Below are 26,023 nucleotides of genomic sequence, written 5' to 3'. Positions count from 1 at the left end.
TGCCTTCTTTCCTAGCTCTGTCCGTGAGTTTAGCTAGAACAGCTTGATGGGGTTCACTATGTCCGCCGTCAGCGTGAGCAACATGTATGCCCCGCCGATGACGATCACGACGTACGTGACGGGCATGAGCTTCATGTAGTCGACGGGTCCGCCGTTGGGCAGACCCCGACGGTGACGGAAGAAGTTGCGGATCCGCTCGTAGATCGTCACTGCCATGTGCCCGCCGTCCAACGGAAGCAACGGCAGGAGGTTGAAGATTCCCAGGAAGAAGTTGAGGCTCGCGAGCAGCAGCACGAACACCGGCCACAGCGAACGCTCGACGAGCTGGCCACCGATGACGCTTGCCCCGACGACACTGATCGGTGTCTCCGGATCGCGTTCGCCGCCGGTGACGGACGTCCACAGGTCCGCGACCTTGCTCGGCATTTGCACCAGGCGATGCGCCGTCTCGACGAACATGTCCCCGGTGAACGCGACCGACGCCGGAATCGCCGCGAGCGGGTTGTACTTCGTGGGGCCGAACGTCTCCATCTGGACGCCGACGGCGCCGACGGTCGCGGACTTCCTGCCGGTCTCTGTTCCGTCGGACACCCAGCGTTGAACCTGCTGCACCTGGACCGGGAAGGTCAGTTCCCGGCCGTCTCGCTCGACGACGAAGTCGACCGTTCCGGACAACGGTTGGGTCGCGGCGACGACGTCGGCGAAGGTTGCCGTCTCGGTGTCACCGACCTTCGTAATGACGTCGCCCTGACGGATGCCCGCGTCGTACGCCGGGCTCGTGCCGGTGCAGTCGGGGTAGGTCAGGTCGTCGTTCTGTGTCGCGGTGACGCACGGCATGTTGCCGACCATCGCACCGCTCGGCGGGTTCAGGTTCGGCAGCCCCCATCCGACGGCGAGGATGAAGATCAGCAGGAATCCCAGGACGAAGTTCATCCCGATTCCGCCCATCATGACGACGAGACGCTTCCAGGTCTTCTGCCGATACATCGCGCGGTCGACTTCGTCCGGCGCCAGTTCGTCGATGGCCGTCATGCCCGCGATGTCGCAGAACCCGCCTGCCGGAATCGCTTTCAGCCCGTACTCGGTCTCTCCCCGTCGGAACGAGAAGACCTTGGGACCGAACCCGACGAAGAACCGTCGCACTTTCATGCCGGTGGCCCGGGCCGTCCACATGTGCCCCGCCTCGTGCAGGGCGATCGACACCGTGATCCCCAACGCGAAGAGGATGACGCCGAACACGAACACCATCGCGACTAGTCCTTCCGATCCAGGAGTGTGCGGGCCTGCCGACGAGCCCAGGAATCGGCTGCCAGTACGTCGTCGACACTCGTCGGAGTCGACGTCCATTCCGAACTACCGGACTGGACGACCTCGGCGACGGTCCGGACGATCTGCGGAAAATCGATACGCCCGGCCAGGAACGCCTCGGCCGCAACCTCGTTCGACGCGTTGTAGACCGCCGTCATGCATCCGCCGAGGATGCCGGCCTCGCGGGCGAGCTGGACCGCGGGGAACACACGGTCGTCGAGCGGCTCGAAGTCCCAGGTGAACGTCGTCGTGAAGTCGAGGGGGCGGGCCGCGTCACGGACGCGGTCGGGCCATCCGAGGGCCAGTGCGATGGGCAGACGCATGTCGGGCGGGCTCGCTTGCGCAATGGTCGAGCCGTCGAAGAACGTGACCATCGAGTGCACGATCGACTGTCGATGCACCGTGACGTCGATCCGGTCGTAGGGGACGCCGAACAGCAGATGAGTCTCGATGAGCTCGAGGCCCTTGTTCACCAACGTCGCCGAATTCAGCGTGTTCATCGGACCCATCGACCAGGTGGGATGCGCGGCCGCCTGCTCGGGCGTCACCGACTTCAACTCGGTCTCGGACCAGCCGCGGAACGGCCCGCCGGACGCGGTGAGGACCAATCGCTCGACTTCGTCCGCACGGCCGCCGCGCAGACACTGCGCCAGCGCCGAGTGCTCCGAGTCGACCGGCACGATCTGGCCGGGCGCTGCTGCGGCCTGGACGAGCTCGCCGCCGGCGACCAGCGACTCCTTGTTGGCGAGCGCGAGTGTCGCACCGGTCTTCAGCGCGGCGAGTGTCGGCTCGAGGCCGAGCGACCCGACAAGTGCGTTGAGCACGATGTCCGCCGACGTCGATTCGACGAGTTCGGTGACCGCGCGGTCACCGGTCAGGACGTTCGGGCAGTGCAGCTCCCCTGCCGACCGCGCGACGGCGACCGACTCGACACCGGTCTCCCTGATCTGACGGTTGAGCAGGTCGATGTTGCCGCCGCCCGCGGCAAGACCGACCACCTCGAAGAGAGACGGATTCGCCGCGATGACGTCGAGCGCTTGGGTACCGATCGATCCGGTGCTGCCGAGGAGAAGGACCCGTTTCGGGGTGTCCGACGACGGTTCGCGTGGCGCTCTGGGCTCTGGCACCCGTCCATTGTTCCTGATCGCGCCTGAGAGTCTGCTGTGCGGTTTGGTTACGCATGGCACGCTGGCCGACATGGACCTCTCCTACGCCGAGATCGGCGCAACCCGGGGCCGTCTGCCGAGTGGTTATCACCACGTCGAACGGCGCGTACGGATCGGCGACGGCCGCGCCTCGTTCGATTCCGTCGCGGCTGCGCTCCGAAGTTGGGAGGTACACCGCCGAGCCGGGTTACGCGCCGAGGCGTCGTCGCCGACAGCGGACGACGGGACGACCGTCGTGCTGCATCTCGGGCCCGTGCGCATTCCGTGCCGCGTCGTGTACGTCGTCGACGAACCGCAGCGTGCCGGGTTCGCCTACGGAACCCTTCCCGGTCATCCCGAGCGGGGTGAGGAATGCTTCCTCGTCGAGATCGACGACGACGGCGAGGTGTACGCCCACATCAGAGCCTTCTCGCGACCGGGCACCTGGTACACGAAGCTCGGCGGGCCGATCGGCCGTGCGGTGCAGCGCTGGTTCACCGACCGATACGTGGCAGCTATGCGGGCCGCGGCGTAGGGGCATGGTTCTCCAGCCAGTGCCGGGCGATGTCGATCCGACGGGTGACCCACACCTTGTCGTGCGACTGCACGTGGTCCAGGAATCGTTCGAGCGCGGCAGTGCGTGCGGGCCTGCCCACCAACCTGCAGTGCAACCCGATCGACAGCATCTTCGGCGCTCCGGCTTCCCCCTCGGCATACAGGACGTCGAACGCGTCGCGTAGATGCGCGAAGAACTCCTCCCCCGTCGAGAAACCGCCAGGCGACGAGAAGCGCATGTCGTTGGTATCGAGCGTGTACGGCACGACGAGATGGTCGACGGTCCTCGAACCACGACCGACGCGGAGGAAGTACGGCAGATCGTCGGCGTACGAGTCCGAGTCGTAGACGAAGCCGCCGTGCTCGACGACGAGCGAACGCGTGGTGGGCGAGTCGCGTCCGGTGTACCACCCCAGAGGTGCGCTGCCGGTGAGTTCGGTCAGAATCTCGACGGCCTCGGCCATGTGCTCGCGTTCGACGTGCTCGTCGACCTGCTGATAGCTCAGCCACCGCAGACCGTGGCATGCGATCTCGTGCCCGAGTTCGACGAACGCCGCTGCCGCGTCCGGATTGCGTTGCATCGCGCGCGCGACGGCGAAAATCGTCAGCGGCAGACCCCGGCGCTCGAACACGCGTAGCACCCGCCACACTCCGGCCCGAGATCCGTACTCGTACAACGACTCCATGCTCATGTGGCGGTTCGGAAAGGCCTGAGCGCCGATCATCTCGGACAGAAAGGTCTCGGACGTCGCGTCGCCGTCGAGAACGTTGCTTTCGGCGCCTTCCTCGTAGTTCAGAACGAACTGAACGGCGACGTTCGCCCCACCCGGCCACTTCGGGTCCGGCGGGTGTGCGCCGTAACCGACCATGTCTCGCGGGTACGGGACGAGTGGGTGCGAGAGTCGTTCCGAGGTCACGAATCAGGAGTCTCCCAGCAATGACGACCTCATGCCCGGCGAAGGGCACGCCGACCGTCGCACCCACCTCGCTACGACGGACGGTCGTATGCAAATATTGTGACCACACACGCGCCGAGCATGTCGGCGCGCCTTTGACCCGAGAGGATCGACCGGTGGCACAAACCGAGCTGAACCCCGCTTCGTACGACCCGGTCGAGTACACGCACGAGGACATCGCCGAGGTCCCGTCGGCCAAGTGGGGTTGGAGCGGTGAATCGCCCAAGGCGATGCGCGTCGCAGCCCTGGTCGTCGCGGCGATGCTGCTGTTCATGATGCACGGCAACCACCACGGCTTCGTCGAGGACCTGTGGCTCATCGGCTTTGCGATCGCCCTGGTCGGTCTCGTGGTCCGCGACGTCATCGTCAAGCGCAAGCCTCGGTAACACCCGTCACGCCACGAAGCCCGGTACGAGAATCTCGTACCGGGCTTCGTCGTGTGTGCTCAGTTCTCGGCGGCGAGCTGCCCGCATGCCGCGGCGATCTCCTGACCGCGCGTGTCACGAACGGTGCAGGACACGCCCTGCGCGATGACGCGACGCACGAATTCGCGCTCGACGTCCTTCGGACTCGCATCCCATTCGCTGCCGGGCGTCGGATTCAACGGAATCAGGTTGACGTGCACGCGTGACCCGAGCGCCTTGTGCAGCTTCTTGCCGAGCATGTCCGCTCGCCACGGCTGGTCGTTGACGTTCTTGATCATCGCGTACTCGATCGACACCCGTCGGCCCGTCTGGTCCGCGTAGTACCGCGCAGCCGCCAGCACCTCGGCCACCGACCACCGGTTGTTGACCGGCACCAGGGTGTCGCGCAGTTCGTCGTCCGGTGTGTGCAGCGACACGGCCAGCGTGACCGACAGGCCTTCGTCGGCCAGCTTCCGAATCGCGGGCGCGAGACCGACGGTCGAGACCGTGACCGATCGCTGCGACAGACCGAGCCCTTCCGGCGCAGGCGAGGTGATCTTGCGCACGGCAGCGACGACACGCTTGTAATTGGCCAGCGGTTCGCCCATACCCATGAAGACGACGTTCGAGAGTCTTCCCTCTCCCCCGTGCACGACGCCGTCCCGCAGGTCGGCAGCTGCCGCTCGGACCTGGTCGACGATCTCCGCCGTCGTGAGGTTCCGATCGAGACCACCCTGTCCCGTCGCGCAGAACGGGCACGCCATACCGCAGCCCGCCTGGCTCGAGATGCACAGCGTCGCTCGGTCCGGGTACCGCATCAGCACGCTTTCCAGCAGTGTGCCGTCGTTCGCCTTCCACAGGGTCTTCCGAGTGTCCCCGTCGTCACATGCGAGGTGTTTCAGCGGCGTGAGCAGCGGCGGAAACAGATCGGCACCGACCTTCTCGCGGACCGCAGCCGGAAGATCGGTCATCTTCGAGGTGTCCGCTTCGAGGCGACCGTAGTAGTGCCGCGCGAGCTGGTCGGCACGGAAAGCGGGCAACCCGAGCTCCTTGACCGCAGCCTGCAGACCCTCCTTGTCGAGGTCCGCGAGATGCCGCGGCGGCATCCCTCGACGTCGATCCGCGAACACCAACGGCAGCGACGGCCTCGTCTGCGTGCGGGGGTTCGGTGTTGCGGAATCGTCGGTTGTCGTGGCGGAGTCACTCATAGTGCTCCCAGTGTCCCACTAGTGCGCGTTTCCGCATATTCTGCTCGGTTTCGGGAGGTGACCGACGGGTAAGCGAACCGTCAGCGAAGAGAGTGCATCCAGTTCCGGTGTGCGAAAGGATCCGATCATGTCCACAGCATCAGGTGACCGCAACGACCGAATTCACGAGACCACCCCGGTCCCCGATACGTTCGACGACCGCACGCCCGCCCCGATCACGAACCCGGACTCCGACGACCACAGCGCACCGGACCCCGAGGCGGTTCGCGACACGCGCCGACCCGTCGGGAAGTCGCCGGAAGGTATCGCCCACACCAAGGCCGCGGCTACCTGGACCGGACTGGTGGTCGGCGCGATCGTTCTGGTGATACTGCTGATCTTCATCCTGCAGAATCTCGGCTCCGTGCCGGTGAACATCTTCGTCTGGACGTTCGAACTTCCGCTCGGCGTCAGCATGCTTCTCGCGGCGATCGCAGGCGCGTTGGTCATGGCTCTCGCCGGCGGCGTCCGGATCCTGCAGATTCGTCGGGCGGCGAAGCGAAAATGATCACAGCTCGCTGAACACTATGCACGCAAGCTGGCACCTGCGGACTGAATCGATAAGGTTGGTCGTGCCCGATTTCACCGCAAGGAGCCTTACGTGACCACTTTCATGGAGACCCCCGTGACGTCCGGCGTCGCGCCCGACCGCGCCCGTTCGTGGCTCTTGGTTCCCGCTACCAAGCCCGAGGCGTTCTCTGCCGCAGTCGAATCCGAGGTCGACGCCGTCATCCTCGACATCGAGGACGCTGTCGCACCCGCCGCGAAGCCCGCAGCGCGTCGAGCCGTCGTCGAGTGGCTCGAAGCCGGCAACTCTGCCTGGGTTCGCATCAACGACGCGACCACGTCGTTCTGGGCCGATGATCTCGCCGCACTATCCGGCCTGAAGGGTCTCGCCGGCGTCATGCTTGCCAAGACCGAGAGCGGCAGCCAGGTCGAGGCAACTGCTGCTCGCCTCCCCGAGGGCACCCGTGTGCTCGCGCTCATCGAGTCTGCCATGGGTCTCGAGGCGACGCCCGAAATCGCACGAGCCGACGCCACGTTCCGACTTGCATTCGGAAGCGGCGACTTCCGGCGTGACACCGGCATGAGCGACGAGCCCCTGGCGATGGCGTACCCGCGCTCGCGCCTCGTCGTGGCGTCACGTGCGGCACGCCTGCCTGGCCCGATCGACGGACCGACGCTCGCCGCCGACGAGGCCATCCTCAGCCGGGATTCTGCGCTGACACTGTCGATGGGCATGAGCGGCAAGCTCTGCATGCGCTCCGAGCAGGCGCCGACCGTCAACCGCGAACTCGCGCCGACCCCCGGCGATGTCAGTTGGTCCAACGAGGTCATCGAGGATCTCGGAGTCGACGGTGCCGGTGTTCGCGACGGCAGCGATCTGCCGCGACTCGCGAAAGCGATGAAGATCCGCGAGGCCGCCGAGGTCTTCGGAATCTCCGCGGACTGATCGACCCTAGGTGACGAGGCCCGCGGGCCTTCGTCGCCAATGAATGCGATATCGAACGTCGAATCCGAGGCCAGGGATGCTCCGCGCAGCCCTGGCCGCGGTGCGTTCGGTGAACTCGATTCCCAGCACCGCACGCATCGTCTGGCGGCTGTCGAACTGCCACCGCGTGTCGACGCGTTCGAGGGAGAATCCTTCCGCGTCGAAGAACGCTTCCACGGCAGCGCAGTCGTATTTCGGCAGATCCGCGCGCATCCAGTCTCCGTACGGCGACGCCGACACATCCAGATCGACGACGACGAGGATCCCACCGGGCCGCAGCACACGCATGGCCTCGGTGATGCCGGGACCGCAACCGGCCCCGAAGAAGTAGGCCGTCCTCGCGTGCACGACGTCCGCCGACGCGTCGTCGAGCGGAAGCGATTCCGCGTTGCCGTCGACGATCTCGACATTGTCGAGCGACGCGGTACGTGCACGAGCGGCCCTCACCAGCGGAGCATGAGGTTCGACGCCGACGACCCGGGCAGCCGTCGCCGCGAACTCCGGAAGGTGGAACCCGCTGCCGCATCCGACGTCGACGACGGTCGCGCCCTCCCATGGCGCGATGCGTTTCAGTGCTGCGGGAATGCGGCCGTCGATGTCCTGCGCCCGATTCTCGGCCTCGTACACCCTGGGCCAGTGCCAGATGTTCGGGCTGGGAATGATGCGTGGACTACTCACAGAAGGACCGTGAAGACCAACCACGCGACGAAGGCCGACGGGAGCAACGAGTCGAGACGGTCCATGATGCCGCCGTGGCCGGGCAGCAACGTGCCCATGTCCTTGATTCGAAGGTCGCGCTTGACCTGTGATTCGATCAGGTCACCCAGCGTGCCCGTCACCACCAGCACGACGCCGAGCAGAACGCCGATCATCGAGTTGGCGTCCAGAATGAGCGTGACGGTGAGCAGACAGCCGATGACGCAGAAGAGCAGAGAGCCGATCAGCCCTTCCCAGGACTTCTTCGGACTGATCGCAGGAGCCATCGGGTGCTTGCCGAACAGGACGCCCGCGATGTACCCACCGACGTCCGAGCACACCACCGCGATGAGGAACACGAGTACGCGGCCTGCACCGTCGTCGTCGAGCACCATCAGAACGGCGAACGAGGCCAGCAGCGGTAGCCAGCACGCGACCATGATGGTGACCGCGAGTTCTCGAAGGTAGTTCTTGGGAGCAGAGCCCAACCCCTGCTGCAACAGCAACCAGACCATGCACACGAGCACCGTGCCTGCCGTCGCGGTCAGTACACCGGTCGTGCCCCACGGCCAGGCGAACCAGATGATTGCTTGACCACCGAGAATCAGCGGAACACGCGGAACCAGCACTCCTGCTTCACGAAGCCGCTTGGATACCTCGTAGGTCGCGACCGCGAGCGCGACGGCGACGACTGCGATCCACACCAGCGGCGCGAAGACCATGACAGCGATGAGGCCGATACCGAGTCCGCCGCCGACGGCGATCGCGGCGGGAAGGTTACGTCCGGCGCGTCCCGGCGACTTCCGGTCGGACCCGGCTGGACTCGCGACCGCGCCGGTGGCCGACCCGTTCTCGCCGGCCATGGGTTCGCCGTCCGGGTCGGGCGTGGCCGGCCCTCGCGGTCGTTCCGATCCCACCACGCCGCCATCTCCTTGCATCGAAAAACTCTCCGGTCCCTGGTCGAACGAGGCGTCAGACCTCCATCAACTCGGCTTCCTTGCGCTTGACCAGCTCGTCGATCGACGCGGTGTACTTGGACGTGGTCTTGTCGAGCTCGTTCTCGGCGCGCACGACCTCGTCCTCGCCTGCTTCGCCGTCCTTCTGGATGCGCTTGAGCTCTTCCATGGTCTTGCGACGAACGTTGCGGATGGACACCTTCGCGTCCTCGCCCTTGCCCTTCGCCTGCTTCACAAACTCGCGGCGGCGCTCCTCCGTCAGCTGCGGCACACCGATACGGATCAGGTTGCCGTCGTTGGTCGGGTTGACGCCGAGATCGGAGTTCCTGATGGCCGTCTCGATCGGTCCGAGCTGCGCCTGCTCGTACGGCTTGATGACGACGAGGCGAGCCTCGGGAACGTTGATGCTCGCGAGCTGCGTGATGGGTGTCGGCGCGCCGTAGTAGTCGACGACGATGCGGTTGAACATGCCGGGGTTCGCACGACCGGTACGGATGGTCGACAGGTCGTCCCGGGCTACGGTGACCGCCTTCTCCATTCGTTCCTCGGCGTCGAAGAGCGCTTCGTCGATCACGATCTGTCCTCCATCGTCTTCGTTCGTGTTGCTGGCAAGTCTGTGTCCGTGGTCAGCCCGGTCACGACTGGACCAGTGTTCCGATCTTCTCACCCGCGACCGCGCGAGCGATGTTGCCCTGAGTCAGCAGATTGAACACCATGATCGGCATCTGGTTGTCCATGCAGAGGCTGAAAGCAGTCGCGTCGGCGACCTTCAGCCCTTTCTCGATGACCTGACGGTGCGTGATCGAGTCGTACATCGTCGCGTCGGGATCGATACGGGGATCGGCCGAGTACACACCGTCGACGGCCTTCGCCATCAGGAGTACCTCGGCGCCGATCTCGAGCGCGCGCTGCGCTGCGGTGGTGTCGGTCGAGAAGTACGGCATACCCATGCCTGCACCGAAGATGACGACTCGGCCCTTCTCGAGGTGCCTGCGGGCACGCAACGGCAGGTACGGTTCGGCGACCTGGCCCATCGTGATGGCGGTCTGCACGCGAGTGGCGACGCCCTGCTTTTCGAGGAAGTCCTGTAGCGCAAGGCAGTTCATGACCGTTCCGAGCATGCCCATGTAGTCCGACCTGGACCGGTCCATGCCTCGCACCTGCAGTTCGGCGCCGCGGAAGAAGTTGCCACCGCCGATGACGACGGCTACCTGAACGCCGGTGCCGACGACCTCGGCGATCTGCTCTGCGACGTTGTTGACGACGTCCGGGTCGAGGCCGACTTGCCCTCCGCCGAACATTTCACCACCCAGCTTGAGCATCACACGCTTGAATCCGGGGCGGTCGGTGGCGGGATCGGTCATTGCTCTCCTCGGTACTCGCCTGTCGAATGCGCACGGTGAACACGGCGCGTTCACCTACGCCGTCACCCTTATCCTGCCTTATTCGGGACACGACCGACGCATCCGCCATGCGTGACGTGACGCGCCCGCGGGGAATGTCCCCACACAGCGATGCCGCTCGCCCGGCTGTTCGGCCGGGCGAGCGGCATCGCGCGTGTTACTGGTGTGAAGCCGGGATCAGTTGGAGCCGACCTCGAAGCGAGCGAAACGAACCAGGGTGACGCCTGCCTCGTCGAGGATCGCCTTCACGGTCTTCTTCGAGTCCTGGACCGAAGACTGCTCGGTCAGCACGACGTCCTTGAAGAAGCCGTTGACGCGGCCTTCGATGATCTTCGGCAGTGCCTGCTCGGGCTTGCCCTCTTCGCGAGCGGTCTCCTCGGCGATGCGACGCTCCGACGCGACGATCTCCTCGGGGACCTCGTCGCGCGTGACGTACTTGGCCTTGAGCGCGGCAACCTGCATGGCAGCACCGCGAGCGGCCTCGGCTGCCGCCTCGCCCTCTCCGGTGTACTCGACGAGCACGCCGACGGCGGGCGGCAGGTCTGCGCTGCGCTTGTGCAGGTACGTGGCGACCGGTCCGTCGAAGGACACGACGCGACGGATCTCGAGCTTCTCGCCGATCTTGGCCGAGAGCTCCTGCAGAGCGGTGTCGACGGTCTTGCCGTTCAGATCGAGCGCCTTCAGAGCGTCGACGTCGGCGGGCTTGCCGGCCTCGGCAACAGCGGCGACCGAGTCGGCGAACGCCTGGAACTCTTCGTTCTTCGCGACGAAGTCGGTCTCCGAGTTGATCTCGACCAGAACGCCGCCCTTGGCGACGACGAGGCCCTCGGCGGTGGAACGCTCGGCACGCTTGCCGACGTCCTTCGCGCCCTTGATGCGAAGCTGCTCGACGGCCTTGTCGAAGTCGCCGTCGGTCTCCGCGAGTGCGTTCTTGCAGTCCATCATTCCGGAGCCGGTGAGCTCGCGGAGCCGCTTGACGTCAGCGGCGGTGTAGTTCGCCATGTTGGGCGACCCTCCTCGAATGCTGTGGGTGGGCAGAGCTTGAATCTCGGTGATCCGCAAGAAAGGTCCCGAGCGGCGTGGTCACGCCGTTCGGGACCTTCGAAGATCATGCCTGAGTTGCGGACGCTTCTCCGGCCGGAGCATCGGCGACCGGCGCCTCGGCAGCAGCTTCCTGCGTGGCCTCGGCTGCGGGCGACGCCTGTGCCAGCTGCTCGAGCTCCCACTCGGCGAGCGGCTCGCCTGCGCCGACCTCGGGCTTGGCGTCGGACGAGGTGTTCAGTCCGGCGCGAGCCTGGACACCCTCGGCGACAGCCGAAGCGACGACCTTGGTCAGCAGTGCAGCGGAACGGATCGCATCGTCGTTGCCCGGGATCGGGTAGTCGACGACGTCGGGGTCGCAGTTGGTGTCCAGGATCGCGATGACCGGGATCTTCAGCTTGCGAGCCTCGCCGACGGCGATGTGCTCCTTGTTGGTGTCGACGATCCAGATGGCCGACGGAACCTTGGCCATGTCGCGGATACCACCGAGGGTGCGATCCAGCTTGGTCATCTCACGCGTGAGCATGAGGATTTCCTTCTTGGTGCGTCCCTCGAAGCCACCGGTCTGCTCCATGGCCTCGAGCTCCTTGAGGCGGAGAAGACGCTTGTGAACCGTCTGGAAGTTGGTGAGCATGCCACCGAGCCAGCGCTGGTTCACGTAGGGCATTCCCACGCGAGTGGCCTCGGCTGCGATGGACTCCTGAGCCTGCTTCTTCGTGCCGACGAACAGGACCGTGCCGCCGTGAGCGACAGTCTCCTTGACGAACTCGTAGGCCTTGTCGATGAAGGTCAGCGTCTGCTGCAAGTCGATGATGTAGATGCCGTTGCGGTCGGTGAAGATGAAACGCTTCATCTTCGGGTTCCAGCGACGGGTCTGATGTCCGAAGTGTGTGCCGCTGTCGAGCAGCTGCTTCATGGTTACTACAGCCATGGCTGAAGAACTCTCTTTCGATTGCCGGTTGATGCAGGGTGTCGTTCGACCCCTGCCCTGGCGACCGCTGACTGTCGGACCCACTTCGAGAAGCAGGACCGCCCGACAGCCGGGTCGTGCGACGATGCCACGGAAACGATGGCTGCCACATGACGCGGACGCGCGAAGTCGACCCATGCATGCACAGGCCGCTCGACAAGTGTAGACCTCGCGCGCCCGACTACATAACCAGGCCCGATGGTCAAGGGCGAACGACATCTGTGGACGGATTTCTCGTTCGTCCACAGATATCGATTCGACGCTGGGACGGCATCGATCTCGGGTGACCCTGGACTGTATGAAACGCCTGCTCACGGTCTTCGTGGCCGCCGCCGTCATCACGCACTGCACGACGGACGCCGACGCGTCTCCCGGCGACCGCTTCGTCTGGCCGCTCGCCCCGCGGCCCGCGGTGGTCGGCCCGTTCGACCCACCCGAGCACGACTGGCTTCCTGGCCACCGCGGAGTCGATCTCGCCGGCGCGGCGGGGCAGACCGTTCGGGCGGCGGGCGACGGAACCGTCGTGTTCGCCGGATCCGTCGCGGGCAAACCCGTCGTGTCGATCGACCATCCGAACGGACTGCGGACGACGTACGAACCGGTGCTCGCGGTCGTCTCCCCCGGTGACCGCGTCCGACCCGGCACGACGATCGGGACGGTGGAACCGGGACACCCGGGGTGCGCGGACAGTTGTCTGCACTGGGGTGTCCGGCGAGGGCGTGAGTATCTGGATCCGCTGCGGCTGGTCGGCGCGTCGAGGATCGTGCTCAAACCCCTTGCGCCGGCGGACGGGAATTAACGCCAGCTCGGGCCGGAGTGCCGACCCGTGGCGGCCGGGAAGTCGTCGGCCACCATGGCAGCCAGTTCGACGAACGCCGCACGCGTCTGTGGACGCATCGAATTCAAGTCGACGACGGCACCCTCGGCGAGATGTTCGTCGAACGGAACCACGAGCACTGCGCGGCAGCGCTCGAGGAAGTGTTGGGTGAGCAGGTTCATGTCGACCGCCGACGAGCCCGGCCGTACCGAGCTGATGACGACGACCGTGCGCTCGACCAGATGACCGTAGCCGTGCAACTGCAGCCAATCCAGGGTGGCCGCGGCGCTGCGCGCCCCGTCCACCGCGGGTGACGAGACCAGCACGAGCGCGTTGGCCAACTGCAGAACGCCGTTCATCGCCGAGTGCATGATGCCGGTGCCGCAGTCCGTCAGAATCAGGTTGTAGTACACCTGCAGCATCTCGATGACGGACCGGTAGTCCTTCTCGTCGAACGCCTCGGACGCAGCCGGATCCCGTTCTCCCGCAAGCACTTCGAGTCGACTCGGCGCCTGCGACGTGTGCGCCCTGATGTCCGAGTAGCGCTTGATGTTCGGTGCGTCGGCGAGGAGGTCCCGCACCGTCGACGACGTCTGGCGCGGCACCCGCTCGCCGAGTGTGCCGAAATCCGGATTGGCGTCGACGGCGATGACGCAGTCCCCCCGGAGCGACGCGAAGGTGGACCCGAGACCGAGCGTCGTCGTGGTCTTGCCGACCCCACCCTTCAAGGACAGGAACGCGATCCGGTAATCCCCCATGACCGGTTGCCGAATGCGATCCACCTGGTTGCGGTAACGCTCCTCGGCCGTCGATTCACCGGGGTTGATGACACCGCCGGTGAGGCGGTGCACTCCGCGACGCCACCCCGACGCCGACGTCCGACGCGGCCGCTTGAGCAGCGAATCGGGAGCGAGATCCTGGCTCGTCGGCTGATGGTGCGGGACGCCGGGAAACGAGTTCGTGTGCGGCTGACCGGGCGCAGCGGCCGGGTCGGCCCACGGCGGAGTCCAGTTCCGCGGGCTGTGCGATCGCGAGTCCTCGGATCGCGCCTGACCCTGCGGCCCGGACGGCTGAGCAGGTTCCGGGTTCGCCGCCGAATTCTCCGTCGGAGGCGTGTACCGCGGTGGACGGCGATCCGGACGTGGGGTCTGCCACGGCGGGGCCTGGCGGTCGCCGTTCATCGGCGGTTCTCCAGCCTGGAACGAGGTGGACCCGGCAGGTGCGGGATCGATGGGCACCGGGTTGGAACGAAACGGCCGCCCCGGCCTGATCTGGTCACGGATCGACCACGCGGCTGACGTGCCTTGTGGTTCTTCGCGGTCCACGGTGCCCCCCGGTATACGAATTGCGGGTCGAAATCTGACGTCGATACGTATGCGCCCGACAATACTGTGCACGCGGTTTGTTTCGCTACGACGCTACCAAATCCCGGCAGCCCGGCCGGTGACGTCACCCCCGCGGATGCGCTCGGTCGTGGACGGTGCGTAGTCGTTCCACGGACACGTGGGTGTAGATCTGTGTCGTCGCCAGGGATGCGTGACCGAGCAATTCCTGCACCACGCGTAGATCGGCGCCACCTTCCAGCAGGTGCGTCGCCGCGGAGTGCCGGAGGCCGTGCGGGCCCATGTCGGGCGCACCGGGCACCGAGTCCAGGACGTCGTGCACCGCCGTTCGAGCTTGGCGAGGGTCGATTCGCCCGCCGCGCTTGCCCAGCAGCAGCGCCGAACCCGACCGCTCGGTGGCCAGCGCCGGTCGCCCGAACGCGATCCACGCGTCGAGTGCCTGGTGCGCAGGCAGCCCGTACGGCGCCGATCGCTCCTTGTCCCCCTTGCCGATAACGCGTACCAGTCGACGCCCGGTGTCGACGTCGTCCACGTCGAGTCCGCACAGTTCGCTGACTCGAATTCCCGTGGCGTACAACATCTCGACGATCAGTCTGTCCCGCAGGGCGATCGGATCTCGTTCGGCTGCACCCGATTCCGCAGCCGACAACGCGTCCGACGCCTGCGACTTCTTCAGCACGGCAGGCAGCGCTCGTTTCGCCGACGGGGAGGACAGACGAAGCGCAGGATCGGTGTCGAGGTAACCGGTTCGCGTCAGCCACGCGGTGAATGCCCTCGCGGACGATGTTCGACGCGCCATCGACGATCGCGCCGAACCGGCCCGCGACTGGTGTGCGAGCCATGCGCGAAGCACGCGGAGACTCAGGTCGGACACCTCGTCCGAGTCCTCTTCGTGCACCAGATAGGCCAGGAGCGACTCGGCGTCGGCGACATACGCGCGAATCGTGTTGGCCGACCGACTTCGTCCGAGCCGGAGGTGCTCGGCGTAGTCGTCGAGGAGCGCTCGAAACGTCGGTGTCAGCTCGTCGGACATCGGTTCAGCGTGGCCCCTCGGAGCCGACCGAGCAACCGGGCGCGCCGGGGAGCCGTCGCCTCGCCGGTCGCCCGATCGGGTCGACGATCAGCTCGACGATCAGCTCGACGCGCCGGCCTCGGCCTCGGCCAGCTCGCGCTTCCACACGCGGAACGTCTCCTCGGTGCGGCCGCGACGCCAGTACCCGGAGATCGACGCCCACTCGGCCGACACGCCGCGCTCTTTTCGGATGTAGCCGCGCAGATTGTGCATGACGGCCTGCGCCTCACCGTGGATGAAGACCTGAGCCTGGCCGGGCAACCATTCGGTGTTCCGTACCGCCTCGATCAGCGGCGCGTTGTCGCCTGCCTTGTCGTCGGTGATCTCGTTGGAACCCGCACCACGATGGATCCACGTGACGTCGACGAGGGCGAGCGTCTCCATGTAGATCTCGTCCTTACGATCCGCGACCTCGACGAAGACCTTGGCGATCGCGTCCTCGGGGAGCGCCTCGACGGCCGCCGAGATCGCGGGGATCGCGGACTCGTCACCGGCGAACAGATGCCAGTCGGCGTCCGCGCGTGGTGTGTACGCGCCCGCGGGGCCGTACAGGCTGATCGTGTCTCCCGGTTGCGCGTGGGCAGCCCACGGACCCGCGACACCCTCGTCGCCGTGCACGACGAAATCGATCGCGATCTCACGCGCATCGGTATTAACCGACCGAATCGTGTACGTGCGCTTGATCTCGTCGTCCTCGGTTCCGAAGATCAATTTGACGTACGAATCGGTGTAGTCGACCGGCTCGAAGTCGTCGAATCCGGGATCGCCCAGGTAGACCCGCTGCATGTGGGGGGTCAGCGCCTCCGTCCGGAGGACGGTCAGGGTGGTCTTGCGTCGTGCCACGTGTTCAGCCTTTCCGAGCTGCTCCAGCGCTACCAGATAGCTATTCGAGTAAGCATTGCCTAATCAGGCTACCGGTACCGATATGCGTCCGGGTCGTTCACGTCCCGACCACGCGGTACCAGCCGGTGTCGTCGCTAGCGACGAAGCCGTCGAGTTCCAGGAGCGGTAGGACCGAACGCACCTTCGCGATCGGCAGGGACGACCGCTCGGACAGTTCACGCGGAGACAACGTGCCCGACGCCGGAAGCGCTTCGTAGACCAGCAGCGCCGGTTCCGACAGCGCGTCGATATCGCGGAACATCGACGGTCGACCCTCGTCGGTTTCACCGACGACGCCTGCTTCGGCGACGACGTCGTGCGCGTCGGCGACGAGCCGAGCCTCCCCCTCGCGGATCATGCGGTGGCAGCCTTTCGACGACGCCGAGGTCACCGGACCCGGCACCGCCAACACCGGCCTTCCGAGCTTTCGCGCCCACGCCGCGGTGTTGCGTGCACCGCTACGCCACCCCGCTTCGACGACGACGACCGCCGAGCCGAGACTGGCGACGAGCCGGTTTCGCGCGAGAAACCGATGCTTCGCCGGCGTCGTTCCGGGCGCGTATTCGCTGATCACTGCGCCGGATTCCTTGATGCGGCCGAGCAGCCGCGCATGTCCCGACGGGTATGCCCGGTCGATTCCGCACGCCAGCACGGCCACCGTCGCACCTCCCACACCGAGGGCCGCACGGTGGGCGGCCGCGTCGATCCCGAACGCCCCGCCGGAGACGATCGTCCACCCGTCGACCGCCAGGTCACCCGAGATCTCCGCGGTCACATGTTCGCCGTAGGCGCTCGCCGCTCTCGTACCGACGATGGACACCGCTCGTTCCCCCAGCGTGTCGAGCGGTCCTCGCCCGAGCACCCACAGCGCGAACGGCGCGCAGTGGTCCGACGACGTCGGCATTCCTGCACCGTCGAACGACAGGAACTGCCATGTGGGCCATTCGTCGTCGTCCGGTGTGACGAGTCGACCGCCGAGCGACGCAACCAGATTCAGGTCGTCTTCGGCGGTGTCGATGTGCGCACGAACCTGTAGGCGCTCGCCGAATCGGCCGCGGGCCAGTTCGGCTCGCGCCTCCTGCGGCCCCGCCGCGACTGCGAACTCTGCCAGTTGTCGATGCGGCCCCTGCGCGACACGTGACAGATACGCCCACGCCAGCCTGCGATCGTCGTGTCCCGTCACGACATTCCCCTGTCTCGAAAATCGAGCGCCGCGCCGACCTCGTCGATGCCGGGCACGGTGCCGCCCGCCAGATCGCACAGGGTCCACGACACCCGCAGAGCGCGGTCCGCCCCTCGCGCGGTCAGCGATCCGTTCCGGAGCGCCCGCTCGATCGGTCTCACCGATTCCCGGGGCAGCGTGAACTTCTGGCGCAGTGCAGGACCCGGCACCTCTGCGTTGGTGCGCCATCCGTAGTCGCGCCAGCGTTCGGCTGCTGCATCACGTGCACCGGTGACCCGTGCCCTCACCACCTCGGTGGTCTCGCCCACGTCGTCCGTCAGAGCTCCTGTGGCGACCGCTTTCATCGCAATTCGGAGGTCGACGCGATCGAGCAGAGGCCCGGATAGTTTTCCGAGATATTTCCGTCGCACCGTCGGCGTGCAGACGCAGTCGACGTCGCGTGCGGGAGCGCACGGGCACGGATTGGCAGCGAGAACCAACTGGAATCGAGCCGGGTACCGCGCCACACCGTCGCGGCGCGCGATGCGAATCTCCCCGTCTTCCAACGGTGTTCGCAACGACTCGAGCACCTTCACGCCGATCTCGGCGCATTCGTCGAGAAACAGGACACCACGATGCGCCCGGCTGACGGCGCCGGGTTTCGCCATTCCGGATCCGCCTCCGACCATGGCACTGACCGACGTCGAATGGTGCGGCGCGATGAACGGCGGCGAACCGATCAACGGCCGGTCGTCGGGCAACGTCCCGGCGACCGAATGGATCGCCGTCACTTCCAACGCCTCCTGCTCGGTCAACGGGGGAAGTATTCCCGGGAGACGCTGGGCCAGCATCGTCTTCCCGATGCCCGGCGGCCCGGTCAACATGACGTGATGCGCACCCGCGGCCGCGACCTCCAGAGCCCACCGTGCCTCCGGTTGCCCGACGACCTCGCTCATGTCCGGGTACGACACCCCGTCGTCCCACACACCGGGCGCCGGGCGAACGAGATCGTCCTCGCCGCGCAGCCAGGCCACCACGTCCTTCAGCGACCGCGCCCCGAACACGTCGATTCCGTCGACCAGACCTGCCTCGGCCAACGCAGCCGTCGGCACCACCACCGAGGACCATCCCGCGTTCTTCGCCGCCAGTACCGCGGGCAGAACTCCGCGAATTCTCCGCAGTCGACCATCGAGAGCCAACTCCCCCAGAAACACCGTCCGCCGCATCGACGCACGGGGAATCTGCTTGTCGGCGTGCAGTACCGCCAACGCGAGCGCGAGGTCGTACACCGATCCCATCTTCGGCAGGGTCGCCGGCGACAACGCGAGCACCACGCGCGAATCGGGCCAACTACCACCCGAATTCGACACCGCAGCCTTGATGCGGTCGCGTGATTCGTGCAAGGCGGTATCCGGCAATCCCACCAGATGTGTTCCTGGCAATCCTCTGCCTATATCCGCCTCGATCTCGACGACCTGACCGTCGACACCGGTGACCGCGACCGAGAAGGCTTTTCCGAGCGCCATCAGAACACCGCCCGCAAGTGCGACACCACTGGATCGCCGTCTCGGGTCACCAGGATTGCTACGACGTCGAAACGCATTCGCACCCAGGGATAATCGTGTTCCGCGAGCCACATCAGCGCCAACTTGCGAATTCGATCGCGTTTGACGGGCGTCACGGCCTCCGCCGGAGTTCCGTACCCGGTGCCCGACCGCGTCTTCACCTCGACGAACACCATCGTCTCGCCGTCACGAGCGACGATGTCCAACTCGCCGTGTCTGCACCGCCAATTCCGGTCGACCAATTCCATTCCGGACTCCACCAGGTGCAGCGCGGCGAACGCTTCGCCCCGAGCCCCCAACTCCGCATTCGACATCCATTCCCCCACTGATCGTCGGTCCGCCGACTGCCGAACCACTGCACGACCATGCACTGTCGTGCCGCCGGTGACATCGGAGAAACCGCAGGTCGAGAATTGCCCTGTGGACGAAGCGAAGCTGTGGATGAACGGGGTGAGAAAGGCCGCCCGAAACGATTCGATGCCCCGGCCGAATCGGCCGGGGCATCGAGAGTCGAGCTTTGTGAACTATCGCGGTTTCAGTGTGCTGCCTCGTAGGCTGCCTGCACGTCCTGGCTGATTCTTCCGCGAGCACTGACCTCGTAGCCGTTCTCGCGAGCCCACGCGCGAACATCCTGCAAATCGACTTTCCCGCGGGACGGCGCCGACGCGACTTTCTTGCTCCGGCGGCCGGAAACCTTCTCCGCGTGTTCGATCCAGAACGCCAATTGCTCGTGTAATTCGTTCGCGTGCTTCAGATTCAGGTCGATGCGATACAGATTGCCGTCGATACCGAATTCGACGGTTTCGCCCTGCCCCTCCTTGATGACCGACCCATCGACATCATCGATCATTTGGACGAGTGTCTTACGCGCCATGTCCGAACCTCTAACCGTCAAGGAATGATGTATGCATGTTTCTACCACTCATTCCTCCGATCGGACAAAACAATCGCTGAATCCACAGTTTCTTTTCAGCAACAATGACCCCGTTTATATGAGCCATTTCACCCGACCCGAATGCGTCGACTCATCGAAATACGGTGTGTCGCAACGATTCACACTACAGTGATCATTGCGCAAGAATTTGCCAGCCGACTTGCCCCACCACGAGGCACACCGCGACCAGACCGATCAATTGGCCGCACATCACGAGGTTTCGACGCGAGCGCCGACGTCCGAACAGATAGATCGCTGCCGCGACGAGCAACAACCACAGCGTCACCGACATACTTCTACTCCGGAAGCCGCAGATCCGGTTTGTCGAGCTCCTCGATGTTGACGTCCTTGAAGGTGATGACGCGGACATGCTTGACGAACCGCGCGGGCCGGTACATGTCCCAGACCCATGCGTCCGACATGCGAAGCTCGAAATAGATCTCGCCGTCGGCGTTGTGCGGTATGAGTTCTACGGAGTTCGCGAGGTAGAAACGCCGTTCGGTTTCCACGACATAGTTGAACTGACCGACAATGTCCCGATACTCGCGATACAGCGAGAGCTCCATCTCGGTTTCGTACTTTTCGAGATCCTCGGCACTCATCGGTTTCTACTCATCCTCCGTCTGTTTGCATGAACGTCAATCATCGCGCACCGGTGTCCGTGCAGTCCATCCGCCCCAACACCGCGGCCACCGAATCGGGACGACCGGCCGCCGCTGCAGACACGTTGGCGTAGGACATCCGGTGTTCCTCGCACGGGCCCAGCTCGACCATGGCGGCTGCGTGCGCCTTGGTGCTGTATCCCTTGTGTATCGCGAAGCCGTATCCGGGAATCGAGGAATCCATCTCGACCATGACGCGGTCCCGCGACACCTTGGCCAGCACGCTGGCCGCGGCGATGCATGCGGCAGTCGCGTCGCCGCCGATGACGGGTAGCGACGGCGCGGGCAGCCCAGGGACGCGAAATCCGTCGGTCAACACGTACCCCGGCGCGACGCCGAGGCCCGCAACGGCACGTCTCATCCCCTCGATGTTCGCGACGTGCAGACCGATGCGGTCGATCTCTTCGGCTTCGATGAACACGATGCTCCACGCGAGCGCGAGCCGCTGGATCTTCGGGAACAGCAGTTCACGACGCTTCTCCGTCAGCTTCTTCGAGTCGTCGAGGTCCGCCAACGACTCGTACCGTTTCGGCCCCAGCACGCACGCGGCAACCGTCAGTGGTCCGGCGCACGCACCTCGACCCGCCTCGTCCACCCCGGCGACGGGGCCCAACCCGTGTCGATCCAGGGCGGACTCCATGGTCCGCAGACCCGAGGACCGGCGGATGACCGGCCGCGGTGGCCACGGTGGCCGGCCGCGGGACCGGCTCGTACTCGTTCTAGCCATCTGTTCTGCTCGGTTTCACTGTCCTTGGATGTCGGGCGAGTCGAGTGTGCCCCAGCGCGACGGCGGCAGCGCGATGACGAATGCGCGCCCGATGACGTTGTCGACTGGAACGGTGCCCTTCAGTTCGTCGGACACATGGAACCTCGAGTCCGCCGAATTGCTGCGGTTGTCCCCCATGACCCACAGGTTTCCTTCGGGAACCGTGACCGCGGAGAAACAGCGACCCGACTTGATCTCGGTGTCGCACGTCAGAACGCCGGGCGTGAAGGGGAAGTCCATCTGAATGTACGGCTCGTCGAGCGGCTTGCCGTCCACGAGCACCCGCCCCTGATCGTCGCAGCATTCGACGGTCTGGCCTCCGGTCGCGATGACTCGCTTGACCAAGTCGTTCTCGTCGGGCGCGACGATGCCGATCAACGATCCGACTTCCTGCGCACCACGCACGACCGGGTTGGACGACCGCGTCGACACGTATTCGCCGTTCCACGAGTCGGGACCGCGGAAGACGATGACGTCGCCGGGCTTCGGATCGCCGAACCGATAGCCGATCTTCTCGACGACGATGCGGTCACCGGTGCATCCGGGACACCCGTGCAGCGTCGGCTCCATCGATTCGGACGGGATCAGATAGACCCGTGCGATGAACGTCTGCAGCAGGAAACTGAGGACAAGGGCGACGAGGATGAGGATCGGCAGCTCGCGCCAGAACGAGCGAGGCTTCTTCTCGCGCTTCCTGGTCGCGGGTTCGTCGGCGTCGGAATCCGAAGTGCCGTTCGGATCGTACGAGGAATCAGCCACCGCACCAGATTAGCCGTAGCGCTGCCGTGGACGAGAGCTGCGTCGAACCCACTCGCCAAGTGTCGTGACAGGTCACACAACGACCGACGCCGCACCACCCAGTTGGGTGATGCGGCGTCGGAAAGAATGTAGCCGTCTGTCGACGAGCTGGTGTCAGCGCTTTTCCTTGATCTTGGCGGCCTTGCCACGCAGATCGCGAAGGTAGTACAGCTTCGCGCGACGAACGTCACCGCGGGTCAGAACATCGATCTGAGCGATGTTGGGGCTGTGCACCGGGAAAGTACGCTCGACGCCGACGCCGAACGAGACCTTGCGCACGGTGAACGTCTCGCGGACGCCACCACCCTGGCGACGAATGACGACGCCCTTGAAGATCTGCACGCGCTCCTTCGAGCCTTCGATAACCTTGACGTGCACGTTGAGCGTGTCGCCGGGGCGGAAGTCAGGAACGTCGCTGCGCAGCGACTTGTTGTCCAAGAAGTCCAAAGTGTTCATCGGTGGGGCCATCCTTGCGTTCTTCGCGCGAGTAGAGGAACCGAGCGGTACCGCGACGACAGAAAACACTGTCGACACGGAACTCGGCTGGTTCGTACTCCGATTAGGTCTGTGCCTGGTACAGGCAACCCCACTATTGTGCCAGACGTCGCTCCGCCCACGAAATCGTGGTCACCCACGCGGCGGTGCGGCCGGCTGTACGGTCCGGTCCAGCTCGTCCTCGGTCGCAGAGACGGCGTGCTCCACGCTCGGTTTGCCCGCGATCAGGTCCTGGCAGTAGATCTTGGCTCGAATGGCCGGTCGCCTGATCGTGCGTTCACGGCGCAACGCACGCTCCATCTTCCTCGGACGTCTCGTGTACCGCCATCGGGCCCACGGCGCGGACGGCCTGCTGAGCCGCAGCGAGGCGACCACCAGAATCGGAACGAAGAACAGCCCGATCAGACCGGTCCAGATCTTCCCCTTCAGCACGACAACGGCACAGAGTCCGAGATTGACGACGGCCAACACCACGTAACCGACGCGAACCCATGTGTCCGGGCTTCGTCGAATGTCGGTGACGTTCAACAGTTCGAGTGGGTGGAATCCGAGGAGTAGCAAGCCGGTGCCCGCGACAGCGACGAACACGGCGTCGACCGAGGTCCGTCCCTGCTCCGCCCAGTAGACGTCCTGCAGATAGAAGATCAGCGCGAACTCGTCGAGGACGAGCGCGGCACCCACGCCGAACAAGGTGGCGAGCACTGCCCCGGTCTCCTGGGTGGCGTCCTCGAAGACGGCGATCAACGAGACGCCGGACACCAGCATCAAGACGATGCCGAACACGACGTGATGGATGTGCTGTCCGCCGGGCGTGATGTTTCCGGGCCACCACCTGACCTGCGCGCGAATCATCCTGACGCTCAAGCGAATCAACAGGAAACCCACGACGAAGCCGAGGAGGAAACACAGAAGAGGCAGGCGGCCGTGCGCGATGATCTCACGATCCAACCACTTCACGGCCGCCGCATCTCCCTTCACACGTGAAACGAGATGTTACTTCCCGAATCCGGCCTTCCGTAGCGCGTCGGCCATCGATCCACTCGCCGGTGCGCTCGCTTGGCGACTCCCCCCGCGATTGTCGCGACGGCCCGCCTGGGACCTGCGATCCTGCTGGCCATTACGCGGCCCGCCTCCGTTCCCCCCGCGCTGTCCCCCGCCGGACCCGCCACGAGGCTTGTCCTTGGCGGCCGCGCCCGGTTCGTCGTCGAGGCGCAGACTCAAGCCGATGCGCTGACGTGGGACGTCGACCTCCATGACCTTGACCTTGACGACGTCACCCGACTTGACGACCTCGCGCGGATCCTTGACGAAGTTGTGCGACATCGCGGAGACGTGGACGAGTCCGTCCTGGTGCACACCGACGTCGACGAAGGCCCCGAACGCTGCCACGTTGGTGACGACGCCTTCCAGCGTCATGCCCGGCTTCAGGTCGGCGACCTTCTCGATCCCGGCGGCGAACGTCGCCGTCTTGAATTCCGGTCGCGGGTCGCGGCCCGGCTTCTCGAGTTCGGCGATGATGTCGGTGACCGTCGGGATACCGAAGCGCTCGTCGGCGAACTGCTGCGGCTGCAGACCGCGCAGCAGCGACGTGTTGCCGATGACCTCGAGCACCCCGACGCCCGCCGAATCCACGATGCGGCGAACCACCGGGTACGCCTCGGGGTGCACGCTCGACCGGTCGAGCGGATCGTCGCCGTCCTGGATCCGCAGGAAGCCGGCACACTGCTCGAATGCCTTCGGCCCGAGACGCGCGACGTCCTTCAGCTTGGAGCGCGAGGTGAAGGGACCGTTCTGATCACGGTGCGCGACAATGCTTTCCGCAAGCGAACCGGCGATGCCCGACACACGCGACAGCAACGGGACCGACGCGGTGTTGACGTCGACGCCGACAGCGTTCACCGCGTCCTCGACGACCGCACCGAGCGAACGCGCCAGCAGGGATTCGGAGATGTCGTGCTGGTACTGGCCGACGCCGATGGACTTGGGATCGATCTTCACGAGCTCGGCGAGCGGATCCTGCAGCCGACGCGCGATGGAGACGGCGCCTCGGATCGAGACGTCGAGCTCGGGAAGTTCGCTCGACGCGTATGCCGACGCCGAGTACACCGAAGCGCCTGCCTCGGACACGACGACCTTGGTCAGACCCGCTTCCGGGAACTTCGAGATCAGGTCGGCAGCAAGCGCATCGGTCTCGCGGGACGCCGTGCCGTTGCCGATGGCGATGAGCTGGACCGAATGCTTCGCGGCAAGCGCGGCCAACGTCGCGACAGCCTGATCCCATTTGCCCTGGGGCTTGTGCGGGTAGATCGTGTCGTGGTCGACGACCTTGCCGGTCGAATCGACGACCGCGACCTTCGTCCCGGTGCGGAACCCGGGGTCCAGGCCCATCGTCGCGCGATTGCCCGCGGGCGCAGCGAGCAGCAGGTCCTTCAGGTTGGTAGCGAAGACGTCGACGGCATCCTGCTCCGCGGACTGGCGAAGCCGCATCCGAACGTCGATGGCGAGGGTCACGAGCAGTTTGGTACGCCAAGCCCATCGCACCGTGTCGAGCAACCACCGATCCGCGGCCCTGCCCTGGTCGGCGATACCGAACGCGGTGGCGATGCGTCCCTCGTACACCGTCCGCTCACCGGGAGGCGTCTCGTCCTGCTCCGGTTCGAACCCCAGGGACAGAACTTCTTCCTTCTCGCCGCGCAGCGTCGCCAGAATGCGGTGCGACGGCAACGACGTGAACGGTTCGGAGAATTCGAAGTAGTCGGCGAACTTGGCGCCTCCTTCTTCCTTGCCCTTGCGCACGGTCGAGACCAGTTTTCCACGGGTCCACATCAATTCACGCAGTTCGCCCACCAGGTCGGCGTCCTCGGCGAAGCGCTCGACGAGGATGGCGCGCGCGCCGTCGAGCTGCTCGGAGTCGTACGACGCGGGATCGGTGGTGGGATCGGTGATGAGGGCGTCGGCGACGGGTTCGTGGCCCGCCTCGCGCGCGATCTGCGCCTTGGTCCGACGCTTGGGCTTGAACGGCAGGTAGATGTCCTCGACGCGGGCCTTGGTCTCGGCCAGCATCAGTGATTGTTCGAGAGCCTCGTCGAGCTTGCCCTGCGAGCGAATCGATTCGATGACCGCGTCGCGTCGCTCGTCGAGCTCACGGAGGTACCGGAGCCGTTCTTCGAGCTGACGGAGCTGCGCGTCGTCGAGCATGCCGGTGACTTCCTTGCGGTACCGAGCGATGAACGGCACGGTCGATCCGCTGTCCAGCAGATCCACGGCAGCGCTGACCTGACCTTCGGATACGTCGAGTTCCTCGGCTATGCGCTTGTTCACAGTTTTCAGAGCAGTCGTCACGGCGCACGACCC

28 protein-coding genes and 1 pseudogene are annotated in these 26,023 nt (G+C 65.5%); 5 read left to right on the top strand and 24 right to left on the bottom strand.

Translation table 11 applies throughout. The annotated features are described in order from the left end of the window. Window positions 1–33: 33 nt before the first annotated feature. Both HQ354_RS08110 and dxr read right to left on the bottom strand, forming a co-directional pair. Complete coding sequence (locus HQ354_RS08110) at window positions 34–1,248, bottom strand: RIP metalloprotease (RefSeq protein WP_068428636.1); 1,215 nt, start codon at window positions 1,246–1,248, stop codon at window positions 34–36. 5 nt (window positions 1,249–1,253) lie between these two features. Beyond that, window positions 1,254–2,507 carry a 1-deoxy-D-xylulose-5-phosphate reductoisomerase gene (gene dxr, locus HQ354_RS08105; protein WP_167677236.1) on the bottom strand — a complete coding sequence of 418 codons (1,254 nt, stop codon included), beginning with the start codon at window positions 2,505–2,507 and terminating at the stop codon, window positions 1,254–1,256. On the opposite strand from dxr, the gene HQ354_RS08100 reads away from it, so the two are divergent. Further along, the gene (locus HQ354_RS08100; protein WP_068428630.1) at window positions 2,506–2,988 is read left to right on the top strand and encodes a DUF1990 family protein; all 483 of its coding nucleotides are present in this window, start codon (window positions 2,506–2,508) and stop codon (window positions 2,986–2,988) included. The genes dxr and HQ354_RS08100 overlap by 2 nt on opposite strands. On the opposite strand, the gene puuE is transcribed toward HQ354_RS08100, so the two are convergent. Beyond that, a complete protein-coding gene (gene puuE, locus HQ354_RS08095; RefSeq protein WP_167677402.1) occupies window positions 2,969–3,877 on the bottom strand; it encodes an allantoinase PuuE in 909 nt (302 codons plus the stop codon). The genes HQ354_RS08100 and puuE overlap by 20 nt on opposite strands. Before the next feature lie 203 nt (window positions 3,878–4,080). Here puuE and HQ354_RS08090 point away from each other — a divergent pair, with 203 nt between their 5' ends. Then, window positions 4,081–4,350, top strand: coding sequence for a DUF2631 domain-containing protein (locus tag HQ354_RS08090; protein ID WP_167677238.1), 270 nt, complete (start codon window positions 4,081–4,083; stop codon window positions 4,348–4,350). Between the two features lie 59 nt (window positions 4,351–4,409). Here the strand turns inward: HQ354_RS08090 and rlmN are convergent, their stop codons facing one another. Next, on the bottom strand, window positions 4,410–5,474 hold the full coding sequence (rlmN, locus tag HQ354_RS08085; RefSeq protein ID WP_068428621.1) for a 23S rRNA (adenine(2503)-C(2))-methyltransferase RlmN: 1,065 nt from the start codon (window positions 5,472–5,474) through the stop codon (window positions 4,410–4,412). Between the two features lie 229 nt (window positions 5,475–5,703). Here rlmN and HQ354_RS08080 point away from each other — a divergent pair, with 229 nt between their 5' ends. Continuing rightward, complete coding sequence (locus HQ354_RS08080; RefSeq protein WP_068429161.1) at window positions 5,704–6,123, top strand: lipopolysaccharide assembly LapA domain-containing protein; 420 nt, start codon at window positions 5,704–5,706, stop codon at window positions 6,121–6,123. Between the two features lie 105 nt (window positions 6,124–6,228). Continuing rightward, window positions 6,229–7,068, top strand: a complete 840-nt coding sequence (locus HQ354_RS08075) for a CoA ester lyase (RefSeq protein WP_167677404.1) — start codon at window positions 6,229–6,231, stop codon at window positions 7,066–7,068. A 6-nt stretch (window positions 7,069–7,074) separates the two neighbouring features. Here the strand turns inward: HQ354_RS08075 and HQ354_RS08070 are convergent, their stop codons facing one another. From HQ354_RS08070 to rpsB, 6 genes are all read right to left on the bottom strand, one after another. Next, on the bottom strand, window positions 7,075–7,785 hold the full coding sequence (locus tag HQ354_RS08070; protein WP_167677240.1) for a class I SAM-dependent methyltransferase: 711 nt from the start codon (window positions 7,783–7,785) through the stop codon (window positions 7,075–7,077). Further along, window positions 7,782–8,666, bottom strand: a complete 885-nt coding sequence (locus HQ354_RS08065; protein WP_222634620.1) for a phosphatidate cytidylyltransferase — start codon at window positions 8,664–8,666, stop codon at window positions 7,782–7,784. Before HQ354_RS08065 ends, HQ354_RS08070 begins: the two co-directional genes overlap by 4 nt. A 109-nt stretch (window positions 8,667–8,775) precedes the next feature. After that, the gene (gene frr / locus HQ354_RS08060) at window positions 8,776–9,333 is read right to left on the bottom strand and encodes a ribosome recycling factor (protein ID WP_068428610.1); all 558 of its coding nucleotides are present in this window, start codon (window positions 9,331–9,333) and stop codon (window positions 8,776–8,778) included. Between the two features lie 61 nt (window positions 9,334–9,394). Then, window positions 9,395–10,123: a UMP kinase gene (gene pyrH, locus HQ354_RS08055; RefSeq protein ID WP_068428607.1), complete on the bottom strand. Its 729-nt coding sequence runs from the start codon at window positions 10,121–10,123 to the stop codon at window positions 9,395–9,397. 216 nt (window positions 10,124–10,339) lie between these two features. Then, window positions 10,340–11,164: a translation elongation factor Ts gene (gene tsf, locus HQ354_RS08050; RefSeq protein WP_068428604.1), complete on the bottom strand. Its 825-nt coding sequence runs from the start codon at window positions 11,162–11,164 to the stop codon at window positions 10,340–10,342. 106 nt (window positions 11,165–11,270) lie between these two features. Then, window positions 11,271–12,134, bottom strand: coding sequence for a 30S ribosomal protein S2 (gene rpsB / locus HQ354_RS08045; protein WP_068428601.1), 864 nt, complete (start codon window positions 12,132–12,134; stop codon window positions 11,271–11,273). A gap of 337 nt (window positions 12,135–12,471) precedes the next feature. On the opposite strand from rpsB, the gene HQ354_RS08040 reads away from it, so the two are divergent. Beyond that, a complete protein-coding gene (locus tag HQ354_RS08040) occupies window positions 12,472–12,972 on the top strand; it encodes a M23 family metallopeptidase (protein WP_068428598.1) in 501 nt (166 codons plus the stop codon). Here the strand turns inward: HQ354_RS08040 and HQ354_RS08035 are convergent. From HQ354_RS08035 to HQ354_RS07970, 14 genes and pseudogenes are all read right to left on the bottom strand, one after another. After that, the gene (locus HQ354_RS08035) at window positions 12,969–14,171 is read right to left on the bottom strand and encodes a MinD/ParA family protein (protein WP_206031001.1); all 1,203 of its coding nucleotides are present in this window, start codon (window positions 14,169–14,171) and stop codon (window positions 12,969–12,971) included. The two genes, HQ354_RS08040 and HQ354_RS08035, sit on opposite strands and share 4 nt — an antisense overlap. 268 nt (window positions 14,172–14,439) lie before the next feature. Then, window positions 14,440–15,366: a tyrosine recombinase XerC gene (locus HQ354_RS08030; RefSeq protein ID WP_068428592.1), complete on the bottom strand. Its 927-nt coding sequence runs from the start codon at window positions 15,364–15,366 to the stop codon at window positions 14,440–14,442. Window positions 15,367–15,465: 99 nt separating this feature from the next. Continuing rightward, window positions 15,466–16,248 carry a siderophore-interacting protein gene (locus HQ354_RS08025; protein WP_068428589.1) on the bottom strand — a complete coding sequence of 261 codons (783 nt, stop codon included), beginning with the start codon at window positions 16,246–16,248 and terminating at the stop codon, window positions 15,466–15,468. A gap of 97 nt (window positions 16,249–16,345) precedes the next feature. Next, entirely contained in the window at window positions 16,346–17,470 is a 1,125-nt protein-coding gene (gene dprA / locus HQ354_RS08020) for a DNA-processing protein DprA (RefSeq protein WP_068428586.1), read from the bottom strand. Continuing rightward, a complete protein-coding gene (locus HQ354_RS08015; protein WP_068428583.1) occupies window positions 17,467–18,975 on the bottom strand; it encodes a YifB family Mg chelatase-like AAA ATPase in 1,509 nt (502 codons plus the stop codon). Before HQ354_RS08015 ends, dprA begins: the two co-directional genes overlap by 4 nt. Continuing rightward, window positions 18,975–19,328 (bottom strand): YraN family protein, encoded by a 354-nt coding sequence (locus HQ354_RS08010; RefSeq protein ID WP_068428579.1) that lies wholly within the window; start codon window positions 19,326–19,328, stop codon window positions 18,975–18,977. Before HQ354_RS08010 ends, HQ354_RS08015 begins: the two co-directional genes overlap by 1 nt. 221 nt (window positions 19,329–19,549) lie before the next feature. Further along, window positions 19,550–19,888 carry an Lsr2 family protein gene (locus HQ354_RS08005; RefSeq protein WP_068428576.1) on the bottom strand — a complete coding sequence of 113 codons (339 nt, stop codon included), beginning with the start codon at window positions 19,886–19,888 and terminating at the stop codon, window positions 19,550–19,552. A 193-nt stretch (window positions 19,889–20,081) separates the two neighbouring features. Next, window positions 20,082–20,240 (bottom strand): hypothetical protein, encoded by a 159-nt coding sequence (locus HQ354_RS08000; protein WP_167674319.1) that lies wholly within the window; start codon window positions 20,238–20,240, stop codon window positions 20,082–20,084. 4 nt (window positions 20,241–20,244) lie between these two features. Further along, the gene (locus tag HQ354_RS07995; RefSeq protein WP_068428573.1) at window positions 20,245–20,550 is read right to left on the bottom strand and encodes a DUF2469 domain-containing protein; all 306 of its coding nucleotides are present in this window, start codon (window positions 20,548–20,550) and stop codon (window positions 20,245–20,247) included. Window positions 20,551–20,590: 40 nt separating this feature from the next. Next, window positions 20,591–21,337, bottom strand: a complete 747-nt coding sequence (locus tag HQ354_RS07990) for a ribonuclease HII (RefSeq protein ID WP_084423864.1) — start codon at window positions 21,335–21,337, stop codon at window positions 20,591–20,593. Window positions 21,338–21,352: 15 nt separating this feature from the next. Continuing rightward, window positions 21,353–22,135, bottom strand: a complete 783-nt coding sequence (gene lepB, locus HQ354_RS07985; RefSeq protein ID WP_068428568.1) for a signal peptidase I — start codon at window positions 22,133–22,135, stop codon at window positions 21,353–21,355. 153 nt (window positions 22,136–22,288) lie between these two features. Then, the gene (rplS, locus tag HQ354_RS07980) at window positions 22,289–22,630 is read right to left on the bottom strand and encodes a 50S ribosomal protein L19 (protein WP_068428564.1); all 342 of its coding nucleotides are present in this window, start codon (window positions 22,628–22,630) and stop codon (window positions 22,289–22,291) included. A gap of 107 nt (window positions 22,631–22,737) precedes the next feature. Next, window positions 22,738–23,617: pseudogene (locus HQ354_RS07975) on the bottom strand (hypothetical protein); the annotation flags it as partial. A gap of 45 nt (window positions 23,618–23,662) precedes the next feature. Continuing rightward, entirely contained in the window at window positions 23,663–26,011 is a 2,349-nt protein-coding gene (locus HQ354_RS07970) for a Tex family protein (protein WP_068428562.1), read from the bottom strand. Between the last annotated feature and the right edge of the window lie 12 nt (window positions 26,012–26,023).

This window comes from Rhodococcus sp. BP-261 (assembly GCF_019835205.1).
Lineage (GTDB): Bacteria > Actinomycetota > Actinomycetes > Mycobacteriales > Mycobacteriaceae > Rhodococcoides > Rhodococcoides kyotonensis_B.
The sequence above is the reverse complement of the archived record's forward strand: the minus strand, read 5'-3'. Positions and strand labels throughout refer to the sequence as shown.

Excerpts from the sequence above, each read along its gene's own strand:
- HQ354_RS07990 (WP_084423864.1), bottom strand. The coding sequence starts at position 21,337 with ATGGCTAGAACGAGTACGAGCCGGTCCCGCGGCCGGCCACCGTGGCCA.
- HQ354_RS07995 (WP_068428573.1), bottom strand. The coding sequence starts at position 20,550 with ATGAGTGCCGAGGATCTCGAAAAGTACGAAACCGAGATGGAGCTCTCG.
- HQ354_RS08000 (WP_167674319.1), bottom strand. The coding sequence starts at position 20,240 with ATGTCGGTGACGCTGTGGTTGTTGCTCGTCGCGGCAGCGATCTATCTG.
- HQ354_RS08065 (WP_222634620.1), bottom strand. The coding sequence starts at position 8,666 with ATGGCCGGCGAGAACGGGTCGGCCACCGGCGCGGTCGCGAGTCCAGCC.
- HQ354_RS08030 (WP_068428592.1), bottom strand. The coding sequence starts at position 15,366 with ATGTCCGACGAGCTGACACCGACGTTTCGAGCGCTCCTCGACGACTAC.
- puuE (WP_167677402.1), bottom strand. The coding sequence starts at position 3,877 with ATGGTCGGTTACGGCGCACACCCGCCGGACCCGAAGTGGCCGGGTGGG.
- HQ354_RS08035 (WP_206031001.1), bottom strand. The coding sequence starts at position 14,171 with ATGAACGGCGACCGCCAGGCCCCGCCGTGGCAGACCCCACGTCCGGAT.
- pyrH (WP_068428607.1), bottom strand. The coding sequence starts at position 10,123 with ATGACCGATCCCGCCACCGACCGCCCCGGATTCAAGCGTGTGATGCTC.
- HQ354_RS08075 (WP_167677404.1), top strand. The coding sequence starts at position 6,229 with ATGGAGACCCCCGTGACGTCCGGCGTCGCGCCCGACCGCGCCCGTTCG.
- HQ354_RS08040 (WP_068428598.1), top strand. The coding sequence starts at position 12,472 with ATGAAACGCCTGCTCACGGTCTTCGTGGCCGCCGCCGTCATCACGCAC.
- HQ354_RS08080 (WP_068429161.1), top strand. The coding sequence starts at position 5,704 with ATGTCCACAGCATCAGGTGACCGCAACGACCGAATTCACGAGACCACC.
- rplS (WP_068428564.1), bottom strand. The coding sequence starts at position 22,630 with ATGAACACTTTGGACTTCTTGGACAACAAGTCGCTGCGCAGCGACGTT.
- HQ354_RS08110 (WP_068428636.1), bottom strand. The coding sequence starts at position 1,248 with ATGGTGTTCGTGTTCGGCGTCATCCTCTTCGCGTTGGGGATCACGGTG.
- HQ354_RS08100 (WP_068428630.1), top strand. The coding sequence starts at position 2,506 with ATGGACCTCTCCTACGCCGAGATCGGCGCAACCCGGGGCCGTCTGCCG.
- dxr (WP_167677236.1), bottom strand. The coding sequence starts at position 2,507 with ATGTCGGCCAGCGTGCCATGCGTAACCAAACCGCACAGCAGACTCTCA.
- rlmN (WP_068428621.1), bottom strand. The coding sequence starts at position 5,474 with ATGCCGCCGCGGCATCTCGCGGACCTCGACAAGGAGGGTCTGCAGGCT.
- tsf (WP_068428604.1), bottom strand. The coding sequence starts at position 11,164 with ATGGCGAACTACACCGCCGCTGACGTCAAGCGGCTCCGCGAGCTCACC.
- rpsB (WP_068428601.1), bottom strand. The coding sequence starts at position 12,134 with ATGGCTGTAGTAACCATGAAGCAGCTGCTCGACAGCGGCACACACTTC.
- HQ354_RS08005 (WP_068428576.1), bottom strand. The coding sequence starts at position 19,888 with ATGGCGCGTAAGACACTCGTCCAAATGATCGATGATGTCGATGGGTCG.
- HQ354_RS08010 (WP_068428579.1), bottom strand. The coding sequence starts at position 19,328 with ATGTCGAATGCGGAGTTGGGGGCTCGGGGCGAAGCGTTCGCCGCGCTG.
- HQ354_RS08015 (WP_068428583.1), bottom strand. The coding sequence starts at position 18,975 with ATGGCGCTCGGAAAAGCCTTCTCGGTCGCGGTCACCGGTGTCGACGGT.